This is a genomic window from Burkholderia sp. R-40 (genome assembly GCF_049942845.1).
GTDB lineage: Bacteria > Pseudomonadota > Gammaproteobacteria > Burkholderiales > Burkholderiaceae > Burkholderia > Burkholderia ambifaria.
The window spans coordinates 733,448-759,264 of record NZ_CP187968.1 but is presented as its reverse complement, the minus strand read 5'-3'; the positions used below and the strand labels follow the sequence as shown (position 1 = coordinate 759,264).

Sequence of the window (25,817 nt, the reverse complement as noted above, 5' to 3'; positions counted from 1 at the left end):
CGGCCCGATGCGTCATTCGTCGGGCCGTCCGCAACGCAACCGCTTACCTGTATCAACGTATGTCCATCCAGCCGATTCAGAACCGCCGCCTCTACCAGCAGATCGCCGACAAGCTCAGCGCGATGATCGGCTCCGGCGATTTTCCGCCGGGCAGCTATCTGCCGCCCGAGCGCGAACTGGCCGAGCAGTTCGGCGTGTCGCGCACGTCGGTGCGCGAGGCGCTGATCGCGCTCGAAGTGAGCGGGCTCGTCAGCGTGCGTGTCGGCGACGGCGTGAAGGTGCGCCAACCCGAGGCGGCTGCCGCACCGGCACCGCGGCACGAGACGAAGGTTGCGCCGTTTTCGATCGTCGAGATCGATCCCGAGCTCGGCATCGCGCTCGACCTCGATACCGAAATCCCGCCATTCGCGCTGTTGCAGGCGCGCCGGCTGATCGAGCCGGAAGCCGCATCGCTCGCGGCGAAACACGGCTCGGACGAGCAGATCGAAGGGATTCACGAAGCGTTCCTGCGCAACCAGGAAGACAACCGCAGCGGCTCGCTCACACATCCGGGCGACCGGCTGTTCCATATCCGTATCGCGGAAGCGAGCGACAACCCGGCTTATGCGCTGATGATCAAGCAGTTGCTCGCGCACAAGTACGACCTGATGTTCCAGCGCCTGCAGTCGCTGTACATGCCCAACGATATGCCGCACCGGTCGGAGCTGGAACACCGCGCGATCCTCGACGCGATCCGCGCACGCGACCCCGAGGCAGCGCGCCGCGCGATGGCCGAGCATCTCGACGAGGTGATCCGGATCTTCGGCCGCGCGCTCGACTGAGCGCGCGGGCTCAGAAGCGGTCGGCGCGGTAGGGCGTCGGATCGGTGAATGGTGCTTCGCCCGTCATCATCTCGGCCAGCAGGCGGCCGGAGACGGGGCCGAGCGTGAGCCCGTGATGGTTGTGCCCGAACGAGAACCACAGCCCGCGATGCGCGGGCGCGGGGCCGATCACCGGCCGCATGTCCGGCGTGCACGGCCGGAAGCCGAGCCACGGTTGCGGGTCGAGCCGTTCGCCGAAGCCGAACACCGGGCGCGCGACGCGTTCCGCGCGGTCGAGCTGCACGCCGGTCGGCGGCAGGCCGCGCCGCGCGATCTCGACGCCGGTGGTCAGCCGCAATCCGCGCCGCATCGGCGCGATCACGTAGCCGTATTCGCGATCGACGATCGGCGCCGACGGCGCGCCGCGTTCGGAAGGCGCGTAGTGCATGTGATAGCCGCGCTTCTCGCGCAGCGGAATCTTGTAGCCGAACTTGCCGAACACCGTGTCGGACCACGGGCCGAGCGCGACGACCACGGCTGGCGCGGCGATCTTGCCGTGTTCCGTCGTGACCTGCCAGCCCGGCGACAACGCGTCGAGGCTCGCGGCATCGCCGGTGAGCAGCGTGCCGCCGCCTTGCACGAAGAGTTGCGCGTAGGTTTTGACGAGCGCGGACGGATCGACGACGCTTTTCGGATCGAGCCAGTGCAGCGCACCGCAGAAGCCGGGCGCGAGGCTCGGTTCCTGATCACGAAGTGCCGCGGCATCGAGCGGCGTGATGCCGAGCCCGTGGCGGCGCGCGGTGAGCCCTGCATCGGCGACCGCGCGTTCGAATGCGGCCGGCGTGCGGAACGCTTCCATCCAGCCGCTTGCACGCACCAGTTCCCCTGCGCCGGCACGCGCGATCAGCGCGTCGTGCTCGACGATGCAGCGCTCGATCAGCGGCAGCATGTCGCGCGACGCGGCTGCGTGGCGCATCGGCGCCGATTCCCACCAGAAACGCGCGAGCCACGGCGCGAACGCGGGCAGCGACGTGCTGTGCCAGTAGAGATCGGTGGAGCGGTTCAGCGCGTAGCGCATCAGCGTGAACGGGCTGCGCGGAAACGGATACGGTTCGATCGACGAGCGCTCGATCAGCCCTGCGTTGCCGAAGCTCGTGCCTTCGCCGGGCGCGCCGCGATCGACGAGGGCGACCTTGCGGCCGCGATCCTGCAGGTGCAGCGCGGCGGAGACGCCGACGATGCCTGCGCCCAGAACGATTACGTCGAAGTCCATCGTGTATTGGCCGTTAGCGGGGGCGCCTGGCCGCGGTGCGGTGTGCGCCCTGGTTGGAGTGGCTCGAACCGCAAGGATACTCGCGGTGGGGCGGGGCACCAAGGGGGGGGCGCGTCGTTAGCGGCGCAGGCCGCTCCAGGCGACAGCGAATTGCCGCGCGGCGTCGAAGCAAACGGCGTCGGCTTGCGGTGCACCGATCAACTGCACCCCGACCGGCAATTCACCTGACATGAAGCACGGCGCGCTGACGACCGGCAGCCCCGCGAACGAAATCGACTGTGTGAGCAGGCCGAGCGTCTTCACGGGTTCGAGCGCGACGCCGTTGACATCGACGGTCGCGTCGGTGAGGCGCGGTGCGGCACACGGCGTCGCGGCCGCGAGCAGCACGTCGTAGCGCGCGAACAGCGCTTCGATGCGTGCGCGCCAGGCGTCACGGCAGGCAAGCGCGTCCCGATAGGCGGCGTCGGGGGTTGCGAGGCCGATTGCGATGCGTGAGCGCAGGCGTTCGGAGACGAGCGCCACCGGCGCGTCGAGCAGCCCGCGATGGGTGCGCGCCAGTTCCACATTCGAGACCGCGGTCGCCGCGTCACGCACGCGTGCGACTTCGTCGCTGTCGACCGGCACGGATTCGCCCGCATGCAGACAGAGCGCCGCGCGCCGGACGGCGCGTTGCGCATCCGCATCGGCAAGTCTGTCGAAATCGCCCGTCAGCACGGCGACGCGAAGCGGGGCGGCCGGATCGCGAATCGGTTGCGAGCGCAATGAATTCGCGTCGCATAGCGTGTCATACAGCACCGCCAGATCGTCGATATCGTTCGCGAATCCGCCGACCGTGTCGAGCGATTCGGCATAGGGCAGGCAACCGGCTCGCGACAGCCGCCCATCGCTTGGGCGAAACCCCCACACGCCGCACAGCGCCGCCGGTGCGCGGATCGAGCCGTTCGTGTCGCTGCCGAGCGCGAGCGGTACGTATCCGGCGGCGACGGCGGCGGCCGAGCCGCTCGACGAACCGCCCGTCATGCGTGCCGGGTCAGCCGGCAGGCGCACCGCGCCATAGTGCGGATTCACGCCGGTGGCGCCGCACGCGAGTTCGTCCATATGCGTTGCGCCGACCGGCACCGCGCCGGCCGAGCACAGTCGCGCGACCGCTGACGCATCGGTGGCGGCGGCCGGCAATGCGGCGCGCGCCGGCGATCCAGCTCCCGCCGTGTAACCCGTCACGTCGAAATTCCACTTCACGAGAAACGGCACGCCCGCCAAGGGGCCGGGGTCACGCCCGTTGCGCACGAGGCCGTCGATCCGCAGCGCGTCGCGCAGTGCGCGCGCGTCGAAGGTTTGTGCGCAGGCATGGATGGTGCCGTCGCGCGCGGCGATATCGGCGAGCACGGTTTGCACGAGCGACACTGCACTCACGCGCCCCGCGCGAACCTCGGCCGCCAGCGCGAGCGCGCCGCGCATCGAAGGCACCACGCTCACGCGCGCACCATGAGCCGGCGCGGAATCGACAGGATCAGCGCGGCGGCGGCGAACAGCGTGAAGGCGAGCAGCGCGACACCGAGTTCAGTGCTGCCGGTCAGTCCCGTCGCGTAGCCCATCAGCGTCGGTCCGACGAACCCGGCGACGGCCGCGCCGATGTTGACGAGCCCGGCGCCGCCCGCGGCGGCCTCGCCGGCAAGAATCCGCGACGGCAAGCTCCAGAACATCGCGAGCGTGCTCATGATGCCCGCCACGCCCGCGGTCAGGCACATGACAGCGAGCACCGGATGCGCGCGCACGCCGAGGCTCGCGAGCAGCGCGACGCCGCCGATCGCGACGGGCAGCGCCGTATGCCAGCGGCGCTCGCCGGTTCGTACCGAATGCTGCGCGTTCGCGACCATCGCGACCGACGCGACCAGATACGGAATGGCGCTGACGAGGCCGATTCCGAGGTTGCTCAGCGACCCGAGTGCCTTGATCATCGTCGGCATCCAGAACACCAGCCCATAGTTGCCGACGTTGTAGAGGAACGATGTCGCGAACAGCAGCCATAGCGTCGGTTCGCGCAGCGCGGCGCCGAGGCGGGTGCGCTTGCCTGTCGCTTCCTGGGCCATCTCCGCGCGAATCGTCCGTTTTTCCGCGTCGGTCAGCCACGCTGCATCGTCGATCCGTTCCGTTACACGCACGAGCAGATACACGCCGAGCACGATGGCCGGCAGGCCTTCGATCAGGAACATCCACTGCCAGCCGCGCAGCCCGAAGCCGCCGTGCGTCGCGTCCATGATCCAGCCCGACAGCGGCCCGCCGACGATCACGCCCAGCGGCATGGCGAGAAACAGGAAGGCCATCACCTTGGCGAGCCGGTGCGACGGAAACCACACGCTGAAGTAGGCGATCACGGCCGGAAAGAAGCTCGCTTCCGTTACGCCGAGCAGGAAGCGCAGTGCATAGAAGCTCGTGGTGTCCCGGGTTGCGAGCGTGGCGACCGATACGATGCCCCACGTCAGCATCGAGCCGGCGAGACAACGCTTCACGCCGATCCGTCGCACGAGCCAGCCGGCCGGCACCTGCAGCAGTAGGTAGCCGATGAAGAACAGACCGGCGCCGACGCCATAAGCAGCATCCGTGAGATGCAAGTCCGTCACCATCTGCAGCTTCGCGAAACCGACGTTGACGCGGTCGAGATAGCCGAAGAAGTAGCACACAAGGATCAGCGGAATGATGCGTCGGCTCACGCGTGTGTACAGCGCGTCGATGCCGGGCGCGGTGGCATCCGCATGCGGGTCCGAGCCGGTTTGCATGCCGCGCGGCGTGGGGATGCCGTTGGAATTCGTCATGGTGACTCCGTGCAGGTTGACTCCAGGGCGGCGGCCGCGCGAGCGGCGGCTTCCGCGACAGCGCAAAGGCGCGCCATGGGCCGGCCGATCCTAGCTTGCGCGGCGTAGCGCCCGGCCAGGGCGCGTGCCGGTGTGCCGGCCGTGTTCGAGCACGGTGCGGCCGTTGACGAATACGTGCTCGATGCCTTCAGGGCGTAGCGTCGGGTGAGCGAACGTCGCACGGTCGATCACGCGCGCCGGATCGAACACGACCAAATCGGCGTAGTGACCGACCGAGAGGCGCCCGCGCCGCGCGATTCCGAATTGTTCGGCAGGGAGGCCAGTCATCTTGCGCACCGCGGTTTCGAGCGGGAACAGGCCGCGCTCGCGGGAGAATTCGCCGAGCACGCGCGGGAACGTCCCCCACAGCCGCGGGTGCGGGCGCATGTCGTTGGGCAGGCCGTCGGAGCCGACCATCGTCAGTTCGTGGCGCATGATGCGCTCGACGTCCGCTTCGTCCATCACGAAGTAGATCGCGCCGGCAGGGCGCAGCGCATCGATCGCGGCGTCGATGGAATCGCCGAACAATGGCAGCAGTTCGGCGAATTCGCGGCCCGCGAGTTCGGGATGCGGCTTCGACCATGCGAGGAGCACGCGGGACGACTGGCGGATGCGATCCGCGCGCAGCATCGTCGACGTGGCGGGGTACGGATGGCAGTCGAGGCACAGCGGTTGCCGTGTGCGCTGCGCATCGATATGCGCGAGCGTTTCGACCGAGCGGCCGTGGTTCGCCTTGCCGGCCACCTTGTGATGCGACAGCACGACGCGCACGTCGAGCGCGCGACCGATCGAGAACGCTTCGTCAAGCGACGCAATGATCGCATCGGTTTCGTCGCGCAGGTGCGTCGCGAACACGCCACCCGTCTCGCGCAGCGGCGCGCATACGTCGATCAGCTCGTCGGTCGTCGCGGCCGCCGCGGGCGGGTAAAAGGTGCCCGTCGAGACGCCGAATGCGCCGGCCGTCATCGCCTCGCGCACGTCGGCCGCCATCGCCGCGATTTCCGCCGCGTCGGCTGCGCGTCCGAGATCGGCCATGTGCCGCACGCGCAGCGTCGAGTGGCCGACCAGGGCCGCCGTGTTGACGGCGGCGGGCGTTGCGTCGAGCGCGTCGAGATAGGCGCGAAAGGACGGAAAGCGAAACGACTGCCATGCGCCCAGCAGGTCGAGCGGTTGCGGCACGTCGTGTTCCGCGAGCAGCGGCGCGAGACTGATCCCGCAATTGCCGGCGATCACCGTGGTCACGCCTTGCGCAACTTTCGGCTCGACGTCGGGATCGGTCAGCACGAACGCATCGTCGTGCGTGTGGCTGTCGATGAAGCCCGGCGCGACGACCAGGCCGTTCGCATCGAGCGTGTGCACGGCGGTTGCGCCGCTCAGGTCGCCGATCGCGGCGATGCGCTCGCCGGTCACGCCGAGATCGGCCTCGAAGCGCGCGGCTCCCGTACCGTCGATCAGTTCGCCGCGGCGCAGGATCACGTCGAAATGCATGGTGGCTCCTCCAGAATCAGCCCGGTTCCGTCGTTCATGTTCGCCACCATCGTCACCAGCCATTTTTCGGGCGTCCAATGCCGTTCGGCTCGCGATTCATGCGAAACCGGCATCAATGCGGCGACGCCACGCGGCCCGCGGCGTTATGCGAACGCTGCCTTCACCAGCGCATGGAGGTCGCTCGCGAAGCTGGACATCGAGATGGTGCGATGCCGCACGATGCCGACCGTGCGGTCGATCGTCGGGCTCGCGATCGGCACCGTGCGTACCGCGGGCGAGCCGTACGCACGCAATGCACTCTCGGGCAGGATCGCGCATCCGACACCGGCTGCCACGAGCGCGGCGACGCACGAGATGTGCTCGACCTCATAGAACCACCGGGTTCGCACCGCCTCCTGGCCCATCAGCATTTCGAGCAGCAGACGGTTGCCGCTGTCGCGGCCGCCGATGATCAGCTTCGCGTGCCGCAATTCGCCGAGCGTGACGGCGTCCGCGCGTGCCAGCGGATCGTCCTCGTGGACTGCCAGCACGTAGCGGTCGATGAATAGCGGTTCGAACAACAGATCGTCGTCGTCGCCCGGGTGCAGGCTCACGCCGAACTCGGCGATGCCCGCGCGCACCTGCGACAGTACGAAGTCATGATTGCCGTCGAGGATCTGCACGGCGACCTGCGGATACTTGTCCGAGTAGTGACGCAGTACATCGGGCAGCGTTTGCGCGACGACGGTCGGGATCGATGACAGCCGCACCTTGCCGTAGCGCTTTTGCGCGATTTCCTGGATCGACGACAGCATCATCCCGAGCTGTGCGATCTGCTCGCGTGCCATCGGCAGGAACTGACGACCGACGCCCGTTAGCGTCACGCTGCGAGTGGTGCGCTGGAACAACTCGACGCCAAGCGTTTGTTCGAGCTTCTGGATCCGGCGCGACAGCCCCGGCTGCGTCAGGTGCAGCTTCTCCGCCGCGCGATGAAACGTGCCGAGTTCCGCGACGGCGACGAACGCTTCGAGTTCCGAGTTTTCTATTTTCATGACGCTCCAATGTTCGGGTCGGCTCCGGCATTCCGGCGGATGGCGGCAGGACGCACGCGTAGCCATTTTCGGCGAGGCTGATTCATGGCCTGCCATATTGCCCCGTATGGCCGTCGAGCGTACACGCATTGCCGATTACGACGGCTGACGCAGACGAGGTCCTCAAAAGCTTGCCGCGATCGATAACCTGACGCGCCCGGGCGTCCAATCCACTGATCAATGTGTTGGCGTCGTGACTGGATCGACGTCGGCTAGCGCGTTCGCTCGTATCGATGCGTAGAGCCGCGATTCAACATACTTTCCGACGTTATTCGCGGGTGTATCCCACTGGTTTGGGATACGAATTTTTACCTAAGATGGAAGCATTCGTGCGCGTGAGACGGTGCTTGCATGCGCATGCAGGTAAGCGGTAGCGCCGGGAACGACTGCAGCAGATGTTTCCATCATGGATGCGAGTGTGTGCGCGGCGGCTGCGAGTCATGCAGCCGTATCGACGCCAGTGCGCGCGGCGGCAATCGCTGCGCATACGGCGTCCGGCCGACCGGGCCGAGTCGCCACGTTACGCCGCGCGTTCGTCGCAATCGTTTGCGTTCTGAGCGGTGCGCCGGCCGTCCTCGCCGGGGCGTCTGCCGATCCGGACGAGCCGGGCGAAACCGTGCGCATCGCCGCCCCCGGGCCGGCCGTCACTCCTGCCAATCCCGCGATTTCCTCACACGACTCCACCGTGCGTCAGGTCGTGCTCGGCATCGTCAGTTTCACGCGCTGGCCGTCGACGCCCGTTCGTCTGCATTTGTGCGTGACCGGTCGCCCCGACTACGCGGCCGGCCTCACCGACACGTTGCAGGCCGGCTCGACCGTGCTCGACGTGCAGCGCGTGCGCTTCGACGATCCCGCGCTCGGCCTCGCATGCGACGTCGTCTATCTCGGCACCCTGGGCGACGATCAGCGAGCACGGGTGAGAGCCGCGCTGGCGGGCCGCCCGGTGCTGACGATCGCCGAACACGACGAGTCCTGCACCGCGGGTGCCATGTTCTGCCTCGCCGTCGATGGCGAACGCGTGACGTTCGACATCAATCTCGACGCCGTCGCGCGCAGTGGCGTGCGCGTGCATCCGAACGTGCTCAATCTCGCGCGACGGCCGCTGACGCCATGACACGCTCCGCGCCCCCCATTTCGTCTTCACGCGTGCCGCGCCCGACGCTGCAAAGCGTGCTGCGTCGCGCGCATTTGCGCCTCGCCTTCGTCGCGGTTGCGATGGCCGCCGTGTCGCTGATCGTCGTCGCCGTGATCGCGTTGCGCGCGTATGCCGGCAACAACCTGAACCTGCTGGCCCGCTCGCTCGGCTATACGGTCGAGGCGGCGCTCGTGTTCGGCGATCGCGTCGCGGCAAACGAGGCAATTGCAACCATTGCCAACGACGAGGACGTCGCGCAGGTGGTCGTCACCAATGCCAGGGGACAGTTGTTCGCCACCTGGAAGCTGCCCGCCGAAGGCCGGATCGCCCGACTCGAGCGCGGTGTCGCCAATCTCGCGCTGCCCGGGCCCGTGACCATTCCGGTGATGCACGACGGCATCGTCGTCGGTCAGGTCATCGTGCGTGGGCGCGGACACCAATTCTTCGGATTCCTGCTGGGTGGCATCGGTGGCATTCTCGGCTGCCTTGCTGTCAGTGTGCTCGGCGCGTATGTCAGCTCGAAGCGACTGCTGCGCAGCATCGTTGCGCCGCTGCGCGCGCTCGCCGGCGTCGCGCATGCCGTGCGGCGCGAGCGTGCGTTCGGGCGGCGCGTCGAGCCCGCGACGATCGCCGAACTCAACCAGCTCGGCGACGACTTCAACGCGCTGCTCGACGAATTGGAAGACTGGCAGAACACGCTGCGCGACGAAAACGCATCGCTCGAACACAAGGCGACGCACGATGCGCTCACCGGGCTGCCCAACCGCGCGCAGTTCGAGTCGCGTCTGTCGGTGGCGCTTTGCGATGCCGTGGTGACCGGTCAGCGGGTCGCCATCCTGTATCTCGACTGCGACCGCTTCAAGGAGATCAACGACTGCCTGGGCCACGATGCCGGCGATGCGGTGCTGGTCGGTGTCGCGGCGCGGCTGCGCACGCAGGTGCGGGAGACCGATCTGGTCGCGCGCCTGGGCGGCGACGAATTTGCGGTGATGCTGGGCACTGTGCGCGACGTGGAAAGCGTGTGCCGGATCGCCGACGAGATTTTGTCCGGCATGGTGCCGTCGATCGAGCTGCCCGACGGACGCATGGTGGCCACCATGATGAGTGCCGGCGTGGCGCTGTACCCCGATCACGCGTCGGACGCGAACGGCTTGCTGCGGGCGGCGGATGCCGCGATGTACCGCGCCAAGCGCACGCGGCCGGGGACGTGGCAGTGGGCGGAAGGCGTTGCCGGGCGGGTGTGATGTCTATCGTTTCGCGCCGCGGACGAGGCCGCGGCGGCGGGATAAGAAGCGCACGCGGCGCGGGCGCATACGAAGGGGACGATGATGAAAAGCTCGTTGCCGGTGAGCATTGGGAGGCGGTGTGTCGGAAGCGCGGTGCTGCTGTGTCTGTTGCTGGGCGGGTGCAAGACGCCGCCGACGCTGCATCGGGGGCTCACGCAGACGCAGGTCACGGCGCTGAAGTCGGCCGGGTTTCAGGAGACGGGGCAAGGGTTCGAGTTCGGCTCGAGCGGGCCGATTTTGTTCGATTTCGACCGGTATAACCTGAAGCCGGATGTGAGGCGGATCGTCGAGCGGATCGGGAGGACGTTGAGGTCGGCCGGAATCAATGGGGTGCGGGTTTATGGATACTCCGATGACGAGGGGACGGTGGCTTACGATCGGGAGCTGTCGCGGCGGCGGGCGGAAGTGGTGGCGATCGAGCTGGTGGATGTGGGGCTGGACGGGAAGCGGGTTGCGGTCATAGGAAAGGGGAAGAGCGATCCGGTGGGGGATAACCGGACGCCAACCGGGCGGGCGCAGAATCGGCGGGCGGCGATTGTGGTTTCGCCGCGGTGAGGGGGCGGTCAGGGCGCGATGATGGCAGTGGATACTCGGACCGCCTCAGGAGAGCGCAGTCCGAAAAACGAACATGGACAATCAATCGTCGGGAGCAGGCTGCGCAATGAGAATAGCTCCATACGTCGTTTTATGCCCCTCCAAAGCCATCGGCTGCCCGAAATCTTCGCATCCCTCGAGCCCCTCAGCGATTTCAAAGAGATGTGGCGCGCAAAGCGGGCACGTCACCTGATCGCCTTCGTGCGATGGGAACCTTGGCCTGGCTCCAAGTGGAGGATGGGCTGCCCGAAATCACCTTGCCGCCGTGGCTTGTCGTATCGCCGACCACGATCTGCGCTCGTCCGTGCAAGTTCGCTCGTTGCATCGCCTAGCTCTCCAAGATCAATGAGTGTCGCCAGCTTTGGCCGAAAAGTCGGGGGCCTCATACGGCGGCGGCAGATATGTCGTATCGATTGTGTAGCCCTGAGCCTTCAATTCCGTTTCATGTTTCGCTCGTTCTGCCCTGGCCGGCGTCAATTCGTCAGACAGGTATTGCTTCCACTGCCTCCGGCGTTCGATACTATCAGTAAAATACGGTGTGTAATTGTCAGATGCAGTGCTCACCTGAATGTCGGTCAAGTAATACCCCATGTCGGGAGTCGACGAGGATTGATACGACAGAGATAGTGTCAAAAATACGCCGTCAGTATAAAAAAGCCATCTTGGCTCGGACACAATTAAGTTTCTCCATTCCTCTCCGGTCGGCATGTAGGTCGAGTCGATCGAATAAAGAGCGCCTGGTTTTGACAAGGCATAGGCCGTTGCCTCTTTACCGACGAGCCGCGGATCGGAGGTTTCAATATACCTCTTCCATCCCGCGGCTCTCAATTTTGCTAGCAGGGCTGCGATCTTGTCGCGAGCCTCTTCATACGAGGTTGTGCCCGAAGGCGATATCTTGAAATGGACATCCCAATTTTCAACTCCGCTTTCTGGGCTGTCTTTGTCCCCCAGACCTGTCACGATCGTGACATTGTCGAGGTCGAACGAGTGCTGTCCTTGGCTATATTTCACTAGTCCAAGCTTCTTTGGGTCGTCCCAGTGCATCTGATACGCATAAACGCCAGAAGGGTGATTCATTGTATAAAATCCTTGGGCTACGGCATCCGATTTTCCGTCTACTCCGAATTTAATGGTGACAACTTGAGACGACATTGCTTTGTCCTTTTTTTCTTGGGCGGTTGTTGATGCGTAAATTGCAGCGCACAAAGAAATTGCTGCCAAAGTCCACCACCAGATTCTCATTGATTTGCGTTTAACCAATATCGGCATAGTCGCCTTTATGTGAAAAGTCAATCATGTCAGGCCGCCCATGGCGGCAATGGTCTTGAGTTCAATCTGCATGTAGGTACGCTGCTTCTGCATTAGAAAGTGGAACAAATTTCCGGTGTCTTTGATCCATGCCATTCACTGAGCATAATCCTCGAGAATCAACTCCTTCGGCGCGTTCGAGCGATATTGCATGTCGGACGTTTCATCCTGCGCCGTGAAGCTTAGCTGCAGAGGTGGAATCAGAGCGTGAAATGCACGTGCTGGCGCGGCCCACCACTTATCCGAACTGGTTGCGTCGTCCATGGTTCTTTGGAATTTGAGCTTGCTGATAAAGGCCTTGTCGTTATGGATCAACCCTTGCAACACTTCGCCCTGTTCATGCTGTGCCATGACCCACAGATGGTTGAACGCAAAGGCAGCTTTCTTCTTTTCATTTGCGGTCTCTTCCCATTGCTTGACAAGATCGAACCCCATGGACACGCGCGGAGTTCCATTTGAAGTAGCACGGATTCTCGGCGTCGGGACCAAGGAATTTTCCGGATCCTGCGTCATCCATTGATGCGCTGGCTTCATTGATCACCGGGCACTTGGGAACGACGTCGCTTGCCCACTGCTGGCGCATCAAGTTCTTCTGCGCCGTGGGATGGTACTGCCGGCTATCGCGCTGCTTGGCACACGCCTGGAACGCAGCCGGGTCCGCCGCATATCCGTAGCACCAGGTCAGTAGGTCGTTGTAAATCCACAGATTCTTTGCCGAGTCCCTCGTGGACGATACCCATGCCGGGCACCTTGTCCATCTGCCAGCTTTCCAGGTTAGCCGAAACCTGTTTGGCGGCGAACGCCCCCAGCCCGGTCCAATAGAACCGGCCAACCTTGCCCGTTTCCCCCAGGTGAAAATCTTCGAGGAACATACGCGCGTAGCTCGAGGCTACTCGGCGGGCTCGCGCTCCATAATTCTTCCCGACAAACGACACATCGCCGGGCTCGATCTTGGTTTCGGAAATAGTGTGCGAGCTGAATCGATAGTCGGGCGTTCCGCATAGCTGCACTTCAAGCCAGTAGGGCGGCCACCACCGGCCACCCGCAACCATCACCAAGCGATATTGCAAGAAGACCGCGCCGTCCCCGCACCGCCCGTAGCTGTGCAATGCGAACCCGTGCCGTTGTCATAGAACGTCCGCGTCTCCGGTTGCGGTACAGACGGATCGTACGGATTCGGCGCACCGTGCGGACCGCGAGCGGCATCGAAAGGTCGCGTCGGCGCATACGGTTTGCCGCCGCCAGGAGCATGTGACCCACTGGCCCGCAGATATTCATTCCAGTTCAGTTCACGCTGTTCGTGCCTGGGCAACGCGCGCCCGAAGCTGTCGCTCCCACCCGCACCGAGCGCGACGCGATTCGAAGGCCATGCCGAATCGCCAGATCCGCGTTCGTCCGAAGACTGCGGCGCAAGCGTATCGCCCGAAACCCGCAACGGCCGCGTATCAGGCGTATCGAACGGACCACGTTTCACTGGCGCCGCATACTCGACTTGCCGCGTCGTCCGCGCCACACGCCCATCATCCCGAGCCACAACCCGACGTTCCGAACGAAACACGTTGGCGCCGCCCGACCGATCGACCAGCGAATCGCGACCTGAAGCGTCGGCAATAGAAACAGAAAGCGCACAAGCAAGCGCGGCAGCGGAAGAAAAGCGGAGGCGATGATTCATTGGCGATCCGAACCAGGTGATATGCGATGAGAAAAAAAACGGCAGATCACTGGCTGGCGGCTGGGCGACGGAAGGGTGTCGAAGCGGCCCTGAAGCGACTACGGGACGCGGCGGACGCGACACGCAGGAAGGCTGGCTGGATTGCAGAGGCGAGTTCGCATTATTTCACAAAAATAACAATCAGCTTTCGCGTGAGCCGAATCCGTCGGCAAACAGAAGGATTGACCGCTCCGGCCCAACGCCCCGCATCGGTGCACGCCAACCCAATCATCAGTCGATTGATCTAAAACGCTATGACCCTGTAAAGCCAAAAAATCGTACGCGGCGCCCCCGAACCTCACAACGAAGCCCACCCAGCAAGCCTCCCGCCCGCCACCCTACCCAAATAGCAACCCAATTGCACCCACCGCAAACGTTACCGCCCCCGCCAAGTTGCGCCCCCATCGCCACCCGCCACCCGGCAAGTTTCTCCGTGTTTTCCCTCATAACACCGGCATTTTTGACAGACGATTTAAAAACGCCCATATAATTTCGGCTGCCTTGCCAATGGCTGTCGGACCATCTCTCCGAACGAGCAATTTGGCAAGCGGGGCAGGCGAAACGCTTGCGCAATGCAAGACGCATCACGATGTCTTTCCGAACCAGACGTCCCCTTCGGGGACTGCAAGAGCCGGGCCCCGCTACGCATCATTCATCCGCAGGTCCGTCTTCATGTGTCTCGGGCGTGTCCCATGTCCTCGCCCCGGGTGCTGTTCGATTGCGCAAGTCATGCCGCCTTTGCCCGTATGACTAACAACATCGAGGAGCTCCTGATGACGCTGTCCCGTCTTACGTCCATTTCCGCCGCCGCCGTGCTGTTCGCCGCCGGCGCCGCCGCCGCGCACGCGGAAACCGTGAAGATCGCCATCGCTGGTCCGATGAGCGGTTCGGTCGCCCAATACGGCGACATGGTGAAGGCCGGCGCGCTGACCGCGATCGAACAGATCAACGCGGCAGGCGGTGCGGGCGGCAACAAGTTTGAAGTGGTGATGATGGACGACGCCTGCGAACCGAAGCAGGCCGTCGCCGTCGCCAACAAGATCGTCAGCCAGAAGATCAAGTACGTGATCGGCCACGTGTGCTCGGGTTCGACGATCCCCGCATCCGACATCTACGAAAACGAAGGCATCGTGATGGTCACGCCGTCGGCCACCGCGCCGCAGCTGACGGAAGGCAAGAAGCGCCACTTCATCTTCCGCACGATCGGCCGTGACGACCAGCAAGGCCCGGCCGCCGCGCACTACATCATCAACAACGTGAAGCCGAAGAAGGTCGCGATCCTGCACGACAAGCAGTCGTACGGCCAGGGCATCGCATCGTCGGTGAAGAAGGACCTCGAAGGCGCGAAGATCCCGGTCGTCCTGTTCGAAGGCGTCAACGCCGGCGATTCGGACTACTCGGCGATCATCACGAAGCTGAAATCGCAAGGCGTCGACTTCGTCTACTTCGGCGGCTACCACCCGGAAATGGGCCTGCTGATGCGCCAGGCGCGCGAGCAGGGCGTGAAGGCAACGTTCATGGGCCCCGAAGGCGTGGGCAACAAGGACGTGACGGCGATCGCCGGCCCGGCTTCGGAAGGCATGCTGGTCACGCTGCCGGCCGACTTCTCGGCCGACCCGTCCAACGCAGGCCTCGTGAAGGCGTTCGCGGACAAGAAGCGCGACGCGAACGGCCCGTTCCAGATGCCGTCGTACGCAGCGGTGAAGATCATCGCCGACTCGATCGCGGGAGCGAAGACGACGGACCCGACGAAGGTCGCCGCGTACATGCACAAGACGACGTTCGACACGCCGATCGGCAAGGTCGCGTATGACGCACAGGGCGACCTGAAGTCGTTCAAGTTCGTCGTCTATACGTGGCACAAGGACGCGACGAAGACCGCCGCCCGGTAATACGGAGTACCCGCCCCGCGCACCGCTCTGCCCGTCACCCGGGCAGGGCGCGTGCGCATTTGGCCGTTGCGCGGCCAAGGGGCGGCCCGAGACGACACCGTGCGTTGCGCGCGGCCGAACGCCGTGATCCGGCGACGGCATGCGACCCAGCGCCAACGGGAGCTTCCCGCACATGACTGACTTCTTTCCTCAATTCGCCCAGCAACTGGTCAACGGCCTGACGCTGGGTGCGATCTATGCGCTGATCGCCATCGGCTATTCGATGGTCTACGGCATCATCGGCATGATCAACTTCGCCCACGGCGAGATCTACATGATCGGCGCGTACGTGGGCCTCGTGACCCTCACCGCGATCGGCATCTCCGCCGGCTATCCGTTGCCGTTGGTGCTCGGCGCCGCACTGATCGTGTCGGTGATCGTCACGGGCCTGTACGGCTTCGCGGTCGAGCGTGTCGCGTATCGCCCGCTGCGCGGCGGCCCGCGCCTCGTGCCGCTGATCTCCGCGATCGGCATGTCGATCTTCCTGCAGAACTACGTGCAGATCGGCCAGGGCGCGCGCGACGTATCTGTGCCGGTGCTGATCTCCGGCGCGTTCGAGATCCATCTCGGCGGCGACTTCGACGTGACGATTCCGTATGCGCGTCTGTTGATCGTCTGCGTGACGCTCGTGCTGATGATCGCGCTCACGCTGTTCATCTCGCATTCGCGGATGGGCCGTGCGTGCCGCGCGTGCGCCGAGGACATGAAGATGGCGAACCTGCTCGGCATCGACACGAACCGCGTGATCTCGTTCACGTTCGTGCTCGGCGCGATGCTGGCGGCCGTCGGCGGCGTGCTGATCGGGCTGACGATCGGCAAGCTGAATCCGTATATCGGCTTCGTCGCGGGCATCAAGGCGTTCACCGCCGCGGTGCTCGGCGGGATCGGCAGCATCCCGGGCGCGATGCTCGGCGGCGTGCTGCTCGGCCTCGCTGAAACCTTCGCAGCAGGGTACATGCCGGCCGAGTACAAGGACGTGGTGGCGTTCGGCCTGCTCGTGCTGATCCTGCTCTTCCGCCCGACTGGCCTGCTCGGCAAGTCGGACATCGAAAAGGTCTAAGGGAGACGCAGATGAGTCAAGTCATTTCCGTTCGCCGTCCGGCCGCCGACGCGTCGGTCAGCCAGGCGCTGAAGAATGCCGTGGCCGCCGCTTTCCTGACGGCGATCCTCACGATTCCGGTGCTCGGGCTGCAGCTGAAGCTCGACGGCTATCAGGTGGTGCTGACGCCGCACTGGCGCCCGGTGTGGATCGCGGTCGCGGCCGTGTTCCTGTTCCAGCTGTTCAAGCCGTGGCTCGTGCGCGCGAAATCGGCGGTGAAGCTGCCGGCGCTGCCCGCGATGGGCGCGCAGCAGCAGCGCGTGGTCATCTGGGTGCTGCTCGCGGTCGGGCTCGTGTGGCCGTTCTTCGGCTCGCGCGGCGCGGTGGACGTCGCGACGCTCGCGCTGATCTACGTGATCCTCGGTCTCGGGCTGAACATCGTGGTCGGTTTCGCGGGGCTGCTGGACCTCGGCTATGTCGGGTTCTATGCGGTCGGCGGCTATACGTACGCGATGCTGAACCAGTATTTCGGGCTGTCGTTCTGGGAGTGTCTGCCGATCGCGGCAGTCGCCGCGGCGACGTTCGGCTTCCTGCTCGGCTTCCCGGTGCTGCGTCTGCGCGGCGACTATCTCGCGATCGTCACGCTCGGCTTCGGCGAAATCATCCGCCTGCTCGCGAACAACCTGACGAGCCTCACGGGCGGCCCGGACGGCATCTCGAGCATTCCGAAGCCGACGGTGTTCGGCTTCGAGATGGCGCGCTCGGCGAGCGTCGAAGGCGCGAAGACCTTCCATGAGCTGATCGGGCTGGAATACAGCGGCGAGCACATGGTGATCTTCCTGTACCTGATCGCGCTGGTGCTGGTCGGCTTCACGCTGTTCGTGACGAGCCGCCTGATCCGCATGCCGATGGGCCGCGCATGGGAAGCGCTGCGCGACGACGAGATCGCCTGCCGTTCGCTGGGCCTGAACCCGACGCGCATCAAGCTGTCGGCGTTCACGCTCGGCGCGGCGTTCGCGGGCATCGGCGGCGCGTTCTTCGCGGCGCGTCAGGGCCTCGTGAATCCTGAGTCGTTCACCTTCATCGAATCGGCGCTGATCCTCGCGATCGTCGTGCTCGGCGGGATGGGCTCGCAGCTCGGCGTGATTCTCGCGGCGATCCTGCTGACCGTGCTGCCGGAAGTCGCGCGCGGCTTCGCCGAGTACCGGATGCTGATCTTCGGTCTGGTGATGGTGTTGATGATGATGTGGCGTCCGCAGGGCCTGCTGCCCGCGAGCCGTCCCCACGTGGAGCTGCCGCAATGAGCGCGAATGCAGAACTGTTGAAGGTCGCCGGGCTGCAGATGCGCTTCGGCGGGTTGCTCGCGGTGGACGGCATCGATTTCGACGTGCGCCGCAACGAGGTGTTCGCGATCATCGGGCCGAACGGTGCAGGCAAGACCACGGTGTTCAACTGCGTCGGCGGCTTCTACAAGCCGACCGGCGGCGACGTCGTGCTCGACGGCCACGCGATCGGCGGGCTGCCGAGCCACAAGATCGCGTTGAAGGGCCTGGTGCGCACGTTCCAGAACATCCGCCTGTTCAAGTCGCTGACGGTCGTCGAGAACCTGCTCGTCGCGCAGCATCGCAAGGTCAAGGCCGGGTTGCTGCCGGGCCTGTTCTCGACGCCCGCGTATCGTCGCGCCGAGAAGGAAGCGCTCGAACGCGCGGCCGTGTGGCTCGACCGGATGGGGCTGAGGTCGGTCGCCAACCGGCCGGCCGGCACGCTGTCGTACGGGCACCAGCGGCGTCTCGAGATCGCGCGCTGCATGATCACCGAGCCGCGTCTGCTGATGCTCGACGAGCCGGCGGCCGGTCTCAACCCGCAGGAAAAGATCGAGCTGCAGCACCTGATCGACAAGCTGCGCCATGAGTTCGGCGTGTCGGTGCTGCTGATCGAACACGACATGAGCCTCGTGATGGGCGTATCGGACCGCATCCTCGTGATGGAGCACGGCCGGCCGATCGTGATCGGCACGCCGGAAGCGGTGCGCAACGACCCGCGCGTGATCAAGGCGTATCTGGGGGAAGAGTGATGCTGAAGCTGGAACAGGTCCATACGCACTACGGCGCGGTCGAGGCGCTCGCGGGCGTGTCGATCGAGGTGAAGAAGGGCGAGATCGTCACGCTGATCGGCAGCAACGGCGCCGGCAAGACGACGCTGATGATGACCGTGTGCGGCACGCCGCGCGCATCGTCGGGCCGCGTGCTGTTCGAGGGCAACGACATCACCGCGATGTCGACGCACCAGATCATGCGGCAGGGGATGGCGATCTCGCCGGAAGGGCGGCGCGTGTTCCCGAGCCTGACGGTGCTCGAAAACCTGAAGATGGGCGGCTTCTTCGCGAGCCGTCACGAGATCGACGACGGCATCGAGCACGTGTTCAAGCTGTTTCCGCGCCTGAAGGAGCGCGCGACGCAGCGGGCCGGCACGATGTCGGGCGGCGAGCAGCAGATGCTGGCGATCGGCCGCGCGTTGATGAGCAAGCCGCGCTTGCTGCTGCTCGACGAGCCGACGCTCGGCCTCGCGCCGCTCGTGATCGCGCAGATCTTCGACATCATCCGGACGATCCGCGACGAAGGTGTCACGGTGTTCCTGGTCGAGCAGAACGCGAACAAGGCGCTGGGTGTGGCCGATCGCGGCTACGTGCTCGAAACCGGGCGTGTGGTGCTGGCCGACACGGGCGCGAACCTGCTCGCGAACGACCGGATCAAGCAGGCGTATCTCGGCGGTTGACGCCGGATGCCGCCGGCCTGCAACGGGGCGGCGGCGTTGTTGCCTGACTTATTGCTTTCGCATGCAAGGCCGGTCCCCGGCCTTGTCTTTCCTATCCGATCCTGAACGTGCTTTTCAGTACGTCGCGCAGACGCAGCGCGGCGCGATTGCTGTCGTCCGTCAGGACGGTGATCAGGTGCGGCGGCAGATCGGGCAGCACGACCCCGGCGACGTGGCTCGTCAGGTTGCCGGACACGCGATCGCGCTCGACGAGGCACATGCCGATCGCAGTTAATGTGTAGTTAAATCAGCTCCGATCGTAGTCAAATAGGCTACATCTGCCGCAAGCTCTCCTGATTGATGTAAAGGCGTGGTTGGACGGGAACAAGCCGGAGTTGCTGGGCGCGCAATAGCCGTTACTTCGTCGAATCGCCGGTTCGAAACGATGGTGCGTCACGCATGCAACGCCAGCCCCTTCACGGCCTTGTCCACGGCCTTCTTCGGTCCGTGCAGCGCCAGCCCGACCAGATCCAGATTCTCCGCATCCCCGGCGCGAAACACTTCGCGGTTGGCCGCGTCGTGCCCGGTCGAAAACATCGCATGCACGTACGGCACGATCGTCAGTTCGCGCGACAGCGCCTGCCGGTGGGCGGCCTGCAGCCCGCTCAAGTCGGATGCGAACACCAGCATCGGCTGGCCCAGCATGCGTCCATAGCGGCGGCCCGCCGCATCCTCGTAAGGCTCGCCGAGCGCGTCCGGCGCTTCGGCCGCGACACCCGTCGCGAGAAACGCGACCACGTTGAGTTTTTGCCACGCGGCGAGATCGTCGCGCACGATCAGCGCCACCTTGGTATCGATCATGATTGCTCCTGGTTGAAGCACACATGATCGGATGTCGCGCGTGCTCAGTCTGGAACGTTTGTGCACAGTTGCCGGTACGCGGCCGGCGTGATCCGGTACGCGCGGCGGAACCAGCGGCCCAGGTGGCTCTGGTCGGCGAAGCCGACGTCCGCGGCCGCCTCGGCGGGCGTGCGGCCGGCCGCCAGCAGCCGGCGCGCGGCGCGCAGCCGCAAGCGCACCAGATACGCGTGCGGCGACGTGCCGTACGCGCGCTGGAACAGCCGCGTCAAGCGGAACCGGTCGATCCCGGCGGCGCCGGCCAGCTCGTCGAGGCCGAGATTGCCATCCATGTGCGCATGCAGCAGATCGCGCACGCGCGCGATCGCCGGCGGCACGACGCTGCTCTCCAGCGCGAGCGGGACGCCACGCAGTTCGCCGCCGAGCCGCGTCAGCAGGCGGTCGAGCGTCTGGTCGCGCGCGAGCCGGCCTTCGTTGCCGTGGATCGCGAGAAATGCGTGCCGGATCGCAGCGACGAGGCCGCGGTCGTCGACGAGCGTATGGCCGAACGCGGCTTCGACGCTGCCGAGGCCCGGCAAGTCCAGCCGGCGCGCCGCGCGTTCGACCCAGGCTTGCGGCAGGTACAGCATCCCGTAGGTGAAGCCGCCCGCTTCGGGCGCATGGCCGTCGTGCATCGCGCCGGGTTCGATCAGGATCGCGCGGCCCGGCACGCTCGTATGCAGCGAACGGTGGCACTGGAAACGCTGCACGCCCTGTTCGGTGAAGCCGACCAGCATGTCGTCGTGATCGTGCGCATCGTACGCATGGCCGTTGAAATGCGCGTGCAGGCTTTCGATGCCGGTTTCCGCATCGCGTCGCGCGACGAGCCAGTGGTCGCGCGTGTCGGGATTGTTTGCCGCTGTCGTCATCGCGTGCCTCGCGCGTCGTCGTTGCGTGACCGGTAGTGTACGCAGGTCGCGGGATGGCGGTTGCGGGTGCCGGTCATGCGTCGCTCGCCGCCGCGCGTTCGTCGCGCGCATATTGCGCGGGCGGCCGGCCCACGTGCCGCGTGAACGCGACGCTGAAGGTGCTCGCGGAACTGTAGCCGACGCGCCCGGCGATCTCCGCGATGCGCCCCTCGTCGCGGCGCAGCAGGTTTTTAGCGAGCGCCATGCGCCAGGTGAGCAGGTATTCCATCGGCGCGACGCCGACCGCGCGGCTGAAGCGTTCGAAGAAGGTCGAACGCGACAGCGCCGCTTCCTTCGCGAGCTCGATGACCGTCCACGGGTGCGCGGGGCGTTCGTGCATCCCGCGGATCGCGGCGGCGAGACGGCTGTCGGCGAGACCGCGCACGAGGCCGGGCGATGCGCCCGTGTCTGCCGAAAACCGCAATGCCTCGATCAGCAGCACTTCCATGAGGCGCGACAGCACGAGTTCGCGCGCCGGCCGCTGCGCACGCGATTCGTCCCGCACCAGTTGCACGAGCGTGGTGAGGCGCGGTTCGCCGCGTACGTGCACGTATTGCGGCAGCAGCGACACCAGCAGCGCCGCGTCGGGCGAACTGAAGCTGCAGTGGCCGGCCATCATGCGCGCGTCGACGGGGCGGCTCGCGTCGCCGATCCGGTATTCGCCGTTGTCGAGCACGACTGGCGCGGCCGTTTCGACGCCCGGCGGCGGCAGTTCGAGACTGGATATCTCGACGCCGTAGGCCGCCGGAATCAGCACGAAGTCGCCGGGCAGCAACGCGATCGGCGGATGCCCGTCGATCGCGACCCGGCACCCGCCTTCCAGGACCACGCAATAGAACGGCTCGCCGGCGACCGTCCGGCTGATGCGCCAGGGGCTCGCGCCGTGAACGAGTTTGGAATACCGCGTGCTTGGCTGCAGCAGCGTCACGACCTCGGCTAGCGGATCGGTCATTGCCGGACTCTCGCAAAAGAAAATCGGATTTTTGATTGTAGCGAATACGGATGCGGCCATCTATCGTACGAACACATGCCCAACACGTCACAGGAGTGAGTTCGCATGAAGACCGTATTGATCACCGGCTGTTCCTCCGGCTTCGGCCTCGAGATCGCCCGCTATTTCCTGGCCCGCGACTGGCAGGTCGTCGCGACGATGCGCACGCCGCGCGACGACGTCCTGCCGCCTTCGGAGCACCTGCGCGTGCTGGCGCTCGATGTCACGAACCCCGACAGCATTCGCGCGGCGATCGACGCCGCCGGCCCGATCGACGTACTTGTCAACAATGCGGGTTTCGGCGCGGCCGCGCCGGCCGAGCTGATGCCGCTCGATACCGTGCGCGCGCTGTTCGAGACCAACACGATCGGCACGATCGCGGTGACGGAAGCCGTGCTGCCGCAATTGCGCCGGCGCGGGGCCGGCGTCGTCGTGAACGTCACGTCTAGCGTCACGCTGAAGGTGCTGCCGCTGGTCGCCGCCTATCGCGCCAGCAAGGCGGCAGTCAATGCGTACACCGAATCGATGGCGCTCGAACTCGAACCGTTCGGCGTGCGCGCGCGTCTCGTGCTGCCGGGCCGTGCGCCGGACACGCGTTTCGCCGACAACGCGCGCGCGTACATGCACGGCTTCGAGCACGAGGCTTATGCGGAGTTTGCCGCGGCGGCCTTCAAGCGCATGGTCGACGAATCCGCGCCGATTACGCATGCGCGGGACGTCGCCGAAGCCGTGTGGCGCGCGGCGACCGATCCGTCGTGTCCGATGCGCATCCCGGCCGGCGCCGATGCCGAAGCATGGGCGGCCGAAGCGCATTGATCGACCGAACCTCCCAAGCCGTCGCGCCGGCCGTTCGAACCGGCGCGGCGGCGCGTGCGAGGTAGGGCGGGGCGTTACAGCGCGCGTGCGATCGCCTGCTCCAGCAGCGACAGGCCGAGATCGATCTCTTCGTCGCTGACGGTCAGCGGCGGCGCGATCCGGAACACGCCGCCCATGCCGGGCAACTGCACGATGTTCATGCTGAGCCCGAGATTCATGCACTCGCGCGTGATCTTTGCGCCGAGCCCGTCCGCCGGCTCCTTCGTCCGGCGATCCTTGACGATCTCGACGCCGAGCAGCAGTCCGCGTCCGCGCACGTCGCCGATGCAGTCGAAGCGCTCCATCAGATCGAGCAGCCCGCGCCGCAGCCGGTCGCCCATCACGTTCGCCCGCTGGACGAGGCCGTCGCGCTGCACCACGTCGAGCACGCGCAGGCCGACGGCGGCCGGCAATGGATCCGACACGTGCGTCGTATAGAACAGGTAGCCCAGTTCGTGCGCGCGCTCCTCGATCTGCGCGGACGTGACGACGGCCGCGAGCGGCAGCCCCGCGCCCAGCGTCTTCGACAGCGTGAGGATGTCGGGCGTCACGCCGTCGCGCTGGCACGCGAACATCGTGCCGGTGCGTCCGACGCCGGTTTGCGCTTCGTCGAGGATCAGCAGCATCCCGCGCGCCTCGCACTTGCGCTTGAGCGCCGCCATGTAGCCTTCCGGCAATTCGATGATGCCGCCGGAGCTGAGGATCGGCTCCGCGATGAATGCGGCGAGGTTGCCGCTCGACTGGCGATCGATCAGGTCGAATGCGTAGTCGAGTTCGGCGAGAGGGTCGTACATGCCGCCGCGCTCGAAGCGCGGCCGGTACGTGAACGGCGCCGGAATCGCGAACGAGCCGACGGCGGCCGGGCCGACACCCTTGCGGCCGGCGCTGTACGTGGCGGACGCCGCCGCGCCCGTCATCCCGTGCCACGACTGCGCGAAGCCGACGATCTCGTACTTGCCGGTGACGAGCTTCGCCATCCGGATCGCCGCTTCGTTCGATTCCGCGCCGGTGCTCAGCAGCAGCGCGCGATCGAGCCCGGGCGGCGTGATGTCGGCGAGGCGCGTCGCGAGATCGACGACCGGGCGCGACAGCATCCCGCTGAACAGGTGATCGAGCTTGCCCGCGTATTCGCTGATGACGGAGACGATCTCCGGATGGCAGTGGCCGAGCACCGCGCTCATCTGGCCCGACGTGAAATCGAGGATCGCGCGGCCGTCGGCGTCGTAGACGAAGCTGCCTTGCGCGCGCTCGATGATCATCGGCTCGAACGTGCCGCCGTAGCGGATCAAGTGCTGCCTGGCGTTGTGCCAGAAGGTGGCGTCGTCGTTCAGGGACATCGGGCTTCTCCGGACAGGGCCAAGGATCGCTTGCAGTCTAGGCGCGGGTCTGGTTTTATGGAAACGAATAGTTCTTATGCAAGGTAGAAAGGGAGCTAATACCTTGGGACGCTCGCTCGAAATCGACCTGCTGCGCTCGTTCGTCGTCATCGCCGAGGTGCGCTCGCTCAGCCGCGCGGCGGCGCGGGTCGGCCGCACGCAGTCCGCGCTCAGCCAGCAGATGCGCCGGCTCGAGGAAAGCGTCGACCAGCCGCTGTTCCAGCGCACCGGGCGTGGCGTGGTGCTGACGCACCCCGGCGAGCGGCTGCTCGTGCATGCGCAGCGCATCCTGCGGCAGCATGACGAGGCGATGGCCGACCTGTGCGGCACGGGATTGTCGGGGACGATCCGGTTCGGCTGCCCGGACGATTACGCGCAAGTGTGGCTGCCGTCGCTGTTGCGGCAGTTTTCGAGCCAGCATCCGCAGGCGATCGTCGAGGTCGTGTGCGGGCCGACGCCGCGGTTGCTCGAGCAACTCGACAAGCGGGCGGTCGATCTCGCGATGATTTCATTGCCGGACGACGGGTCGACCGACGACGTCATCCGTCGCGAGCAACTGGTGTGGATCGGTTATCCGGGCCTCGATGCCGCGCAGTTCGAGCCGTTGCCGCTCGCGCTTTCCGATCCCGATACGCTCGATCACATCGCGGCCTGCGATGCGTTGCATCGCGCGGGCCGCGACTATCGCGTCGCGTATGCGAGCAGCAGCCTTGCCGGGCTGATCGCGCTCGTGCGTTCGGGGCAGGCGTTCGCGGTGATGACGCAGACGGCGGTGCCGGCCGATCTGGCGATCCTCGCCGGCGATCGCGGGCTGCCGCCGTTGCCGGCGGTGGGCATTACGCTGCGCTTCGACCGGAAGCGGCCGTCGCATTTGACGGCAGCATTCGCGGAGCATATCCGGGCGGTGTTGCCGGTGCTGTGACGGGCAGTATTCGCTCGGGACAATGCGGCGGCGGCTGTCAATCGCCCGGCATCAACTCCGGATTGAAGACGATTTCCCACAGATGCCCGTCCGGATCCTGGAAGTACCCTGCATAACCGCCCCAGAAGGTCTTTCCGGCCGGCTTCACCAACCGGGCACCGGCGGCAAGCGCTTGCCGCATCACGTCATCGACTTCGCGCTCGCTCGCGACGTTGTGCCCGATCGTGAACTCGGTCGCGCTGCGCGCCGTCACCGGCAGCCCGGCGTCATGCGCGATGTTGCCGCGCTCGAACAGCGCGAGCTTCAGTCCGTTCTGGAAGTCGAAAAAGGCGACTGCGCCGTGTTCGAACTCGGTGCCGATGATGCCTTGCGTCGGCAAACCCAGCCCGTCGCGATAGAACGTCACGGCGGCGTCGAGATCGTCGACGCCGAGGGTCAGCACGCTGATTCGGGGTTTCATGGGGGGAGCCTCGATGGAGGGAATGCGAAGCCGACAGATTATCCGCGATTGGCGGCATGTATCACCTCGTTCGTTCTGAGCGTGTGGTGCGGCACGATACTTCGACACGCGTCGAAACGAGGCGAGGTCGAGCTCCGATATAGTCGGGAATCGAATGCGATGCCGGC

The 25,817-nt window shown here is 65.7% G+C and carries 26 protein-coding genes and 1 pseudogene; 11 read left to right on the top strand and 16 right to left on the bottom strand.

Annotation, left to right across the window (positions count from 1 at the left end; genetic code table 11):
• Window positions 1-59: 59 nt before the first annotated feature.
• Entirely contained in the window at window positions 60-821 is a 762-nt protein-coding gene (locus ACP26O_RS19825) for a FadR/GntR family transcriptional regulator (protein WP_175663368.1), read from the top strand.
• A 10-nt stretch (window positions 822-831) separates the two neighbouring features.
• Here ACP26O_RS19825 and ACP26O_RS19820 read toward each other — a convergent pair whose 3' ends face one another.
• The 5 genes from ACP26O_RS19820 to ACP26O_RS19800 all read right to left on the bottom strand — a co-directional run bounded on the left by ACP26O_RS19820 (window position 832) and on the right by ACP26O_RS19800 (window position 7,444).
• On the bottom strand, window positions 832-2,073 hold the full coding sequence (locus ACP26O_RS19820) for an NAD(P)/FAD-dependent oxidoreductase (protein WP_126225914.1): 1,242 nt from the start codon (window positions 2,071-2,073) through the stop codon (window positions 832-834).
• Window positions 2,074-2,190: 117 nt separating this feature from the next.
• Window positions 2,191-3,531, bottom strand: coding sequence for an amidase family protein (locus ACP26O_RS19815; RefSeq protein ID WP_175663800.1), 1,341 nt, complete (start codon window positions 3,529-3,531; stop codon window positions 2,191-2,193).
• 14 nt (window positions 3,532-3,545) lie between these two features.
• On the bottom strand, window positions 3,546-4,886 hold the full coding sequence (locus ACP26O_RS19810) for an MFS transporter (RefSeq protein WP_175663369.1): 1,341 nt from the start codon (window positions 4,884-4,886) through the stop codon (window positions 3,546-3,548).
• A gap of 90 nt (window positions 4,887-4,976) precedes the next feature.
• Complete coding sequence (locus ACP26O_RS19805) at window positions 4,977-6,413, bottom strand: N-acyl-D-amino-acid deacylase family protein (RefSeq protein ID WP_175663370.1); 1,437 nt, start codon at window positions 6,411-6,413, stop codon at window positions 4,977-4,979.
• A 143-nt stretch (window positions 6,414-6,556) separates the two neighbouring features.
• Window positions 6,557-7,444 (bottom strand): LysR family transcriptional regulator, encoded by an 888-nt coding sequence (locus ACP26O_RS19800; protein ID WP_175663371.1) that lies wholly within the window; start codon window positions 7,442-7,444, stop codon window positions 6,557-6,559.
• Window positions 7,445-7,889: 445 nt separating this feature from the next.
• Here ACP26O_RS19800 and ACP26O_RS19795 point away from each other — a divergent pair, with 445 nt between their 5' ends.
• The 3 genes from ACP26O_RS19795 to ACP26O_RS19785 all read left to right on the top strand — a co-directional run bounded on the left by ACP26O_RS19795 (window position 7,890) and on the right by ACP26O_RS19785 (window position 10,459).
• Complete coding sequence (locus tag ACP26O_RS19795) at window positions 7,890-8,597, top strand: YfiR family protein (RefSeq protein WP_175658847.1); 708 nt, start codon at window positions 7,890-7,892, stop codon at window positions 8,595-8,597.
• Complete coding sequence (locus ACP26O_RS19790) at window positions 8,594-9,862, top strand: diguanylate cyclase domain-containing protein (protein ID WP_175658848.1); 1,269 nt, start codon at window positions 8,594-8,596, stop codon at window positions 9,860-9,862. The genes ACP26O_RS19795 and ACP26O_RS19790 overlap by 4 nt, the downstream gene beginning before the upstream one ends.
• Window positions 9,863-9,946: 84 nt before the next feature.
• Window positions 9,947-10,459 (top strand): OmpA family protein, encoded by a 513-nt coding sequence (locus ACP26O_RS19785; protein WP_105831873.1) that lies wholly within the window; start codon window positions 9,947-9,949, stop codon window positions 10,457-10,459.
• A gap of 81 nt (window positions 10,460-10,540) precedes the next feature.
• Here the strand turns inward: ACP26O_RS19785 and ACP26O_RS19780 are convergent, their stop codons facing one another.
• From ACP26O_RS19780 to ACP26O_RS19760, 5 genes are all read right to left on the bottom strand, one after another.
• The gene (locus ACP26O_RS19780; protein ID WP_244096772.1) at window positions 10,541-10,687 is read right to left on the bottom strand and encodes a hypothetical protein; all 147 of its coding nucleotides are present in this window, start codon (window positions 10,685-10,687) and stop codon (window positions 10,541-10,543) included.
• A 153-nt stretch (window positions 10,688-10,840) separates the two neighbouring features.
• Entirely contained in the window at window positions 10,841-11,740 is a 900-nt protein-coding gene (locus ACP26O_RS19775; protein WP_175663372.1) for a hypothetical protein, read from the bottom strand.
• A gap of 162 nt (window positions 11,741-11,902) precedes the next feature.
• Entirely contained in the window at window positions 11,903-12,319 is a 417-nt protein-coding gene (locus tag ACP26O_RS19770) for a DUF2515 family protein (RefSeq protein ID WP_175658851.1), read from the bottom strand.
• A 104-nt stretch (window positions 12,320-12,423) separates the two neighbouring features.
• On the bottom strand, window positions 12,424-12,876 hold the full coding sequence (locus ACP26O_RS19765; RefSeq protein WP_175663373.1) for a DUF2515 family protein: 453 nt from the start codon (window positions 12,874-12,876) through the stop codon (window positions 12,424-12,426).
• Window positions 12,858-13,478, bottom strand: coding sequence for a hypothetical protein (locus ACP26O_RS19760; protein WP_175663374.1), 621 nt, complete (start codon window positions 13,476-13,478; stop codon window positions 12,858-12,860). Before ACP26O_RS19760 ends, ACP26O_RS19765 begins: the two co-directional genes overlap by 19 nt.
• An 812-nt stretch (window positions 13,479-14,290) precedes the next feature.
• Here ACP26O_RS19760 and ACP26O_RS19755 point away from each other — a divergent pair.
• The 5 genes from ACP26O_RS19755 (at window position 14,291) to ACP26O_RS19735 (ending at window position 19,262) form a co-directional block, all read left to right on the top strand.
• The gene (locus ACP26O_RS19755; protein WP_105831872.1) at window positions 14,291-15,409 is read left to right on the top strand and encodes a branched-chain amino acid ABC transporter substrate-binding protein; all 1,119 of its coding nucleotides are present in this window, start codon (window positions 14,291-14,293) and stop codon (window positions 15,407-15,409) included.
• Between the two features lie 172 nt (window positions 15,410-15,581).
• Entirely contained in the window at window positions 15,582-16,508 is a 927-nt protein-coding gene (gene livH / locus ACP26O_RS19750) for a high-affinity branched-chain amino acid ABC transporter permease LivH (protein WP_006749488.1), read from the top strand.
• A gap of 11 nt (window positions 16,509-16,519) precedes the next feature.
• Complete coding sequence (locus ACP26O_RS19745; protein WP_011659409.1) at window positions 16,520-17,791, top strand: high-affinity branched-chain amino acid ABC transporter permease LivM; 1,272 nt, start codon at window positions 16,520-16,522, stop codon at window positions 17,789-17,791.
• Window positions 17,788-18,561 (top strand): high-affinity branched-chain amino acid ABC transporter ATP-binding protein LivG, encoded by a 774-nt coding sequence (gene livG, locus ACP26O_RS19740; RefSeq protein WP_166721798.1) that lies wholly within the window; start codon window positions 17,788-17,790, stop codon window positions 18,559-18,561. The genes ACP26O_RS19745 and livG overlap by 4 nt, the downstream gene beginning before the upstream one ends.
• Window positions 18,561-19,262, top strand: a complete 702-nt coding sequence (locus tag ACP26O_RS19735) for an ABC transporter ATP-binding protein (protein WP_011659407.1) — start codon at window positions 18,561-18,563, stop codon at window positions 19,260-19,262. The genes livG and ACP26O_RS19735 overlap by 1 nt, the downstream gene beginning before the upstream one ends.
• Window positions 19,263-19,353: 91 nt before the next feature.
• On the opposite strand, the pseudogene ACP26O_RS19730 reads toward ACP26O_RS19735, so the two are convergent.
• The 4 genes and pseudogenes from ACP26O_RS19730 to ACP26O_RS19715 all read right to left on the bottom strand — a co-directional run.
• Window positions 19,354-19,515 (bottom strand): annotated as a pseudogene (locus tag ACP26O_RS19730) (LysR family transcriptional regulator); the annotation flags it as partial.
• A gap of 179 nt (window positions 19,516-19,694) precedes the next feature.
• Entirely contained in the window at window positions 19,695-20,102 is a 408-nt protein-coding gene (locus ACP26O_RS19725; protein ID WP_175663375.1) for a DUF2000 domain-containing protein, read from the bottom strand.
• 44 nt (window positions 20,103-20,146) lie between these two features.
• Complete coding sequence (locus ACP26O_RS19720) at window positions 20,147-21,007, bottom strand: AraC family transcriptional regulator (protein ID WP_175663376.1); 861 nt, start codon at window positions 21,005-21,007, stop codon at window positions 20,147-20,149.
• A gap of 73 nt (window positions 21,008-21,080) precedes the next feature.
• Complete coding sequence (locus ACP26O_RS19715; protein WP_175663377.1) at window positions 21,081-22,058, bottom strand: AraC family transcriptional regulator; 978 nt, start codon at window positions 22,056-22,058, stop codon at window positions 21,081-21,083.
• A 45-nt stretch (window positions 22,059-22,103) separates the two neighbouring features.
• Here ACP26O_RS19715 and ACP26O_RS19710 point away from each other — a divergent pair, with 45 nt between their 5' ends.
• Window positions 22,104-22,853 (top strand): SDR family oxidoreductase, encoded by a 750-nt coding sequence (locus tag ACP26O_RS19710; RefSeq protein WP_175663378.1) that lies wholly within the window; start codon window positions 22,104-22,106, stop codon window positions 22,851-22,853.
• 74 nt (window positions 22,854-22,927) lie between these two features.
• Here ACP26O_RS19710 and ACP26O_RS19705 read toward each other — a convergent pair whose 3' ends face one another.
• On the bottom strand, window positions 22,928-24,229 hold the full coding sequence (locus ACP26O_RS19705; protein WP_175663379.1) for an aspartate aminotransferase family protein: 1,302 nt from the start codon (window positions 24,227-24,229) through the stop codon (window positions 22,928-22,930).
• Window positions 24,230-24,305: 76 nt separating this feature from the next.
• On the opposite strand from ACP26O_RS19705, the gene ACP26O_RS19700 reads away from it, so the two are divergent.
• The gene (locus ACP26O_RS19700; protein ID WP_175663380.1) at window positions 24,306-25,190 is read left to right on the top strand and encodes a LysR family transcriptional regulator; all 885 of its coding nucleotides are present in this window, start codon (window positions 24,306-24,308) and stop codon (window positions 25,188-25,190) included.
• A 37-nt stretch (window positions 25,191-25,227) separates the two neighbouring features.
• On the opposite strand, the gene ACP26O_RS19695 is transcribed toward ACP26O_RS19700, so the two are convergent.
• Window positions 25,228-25,650, bottom strand: coding sequence for a VOC family protein (locus tag ACP26O_RS19695; RefSeq protein ID WP_175663381.1), 423 nt, complete (start codon window positions 25,648-25,650; stop codon window positions 25,228-25,230).
• Window positions 25,651-25,817: the final 167 nt, after the last annotated feature.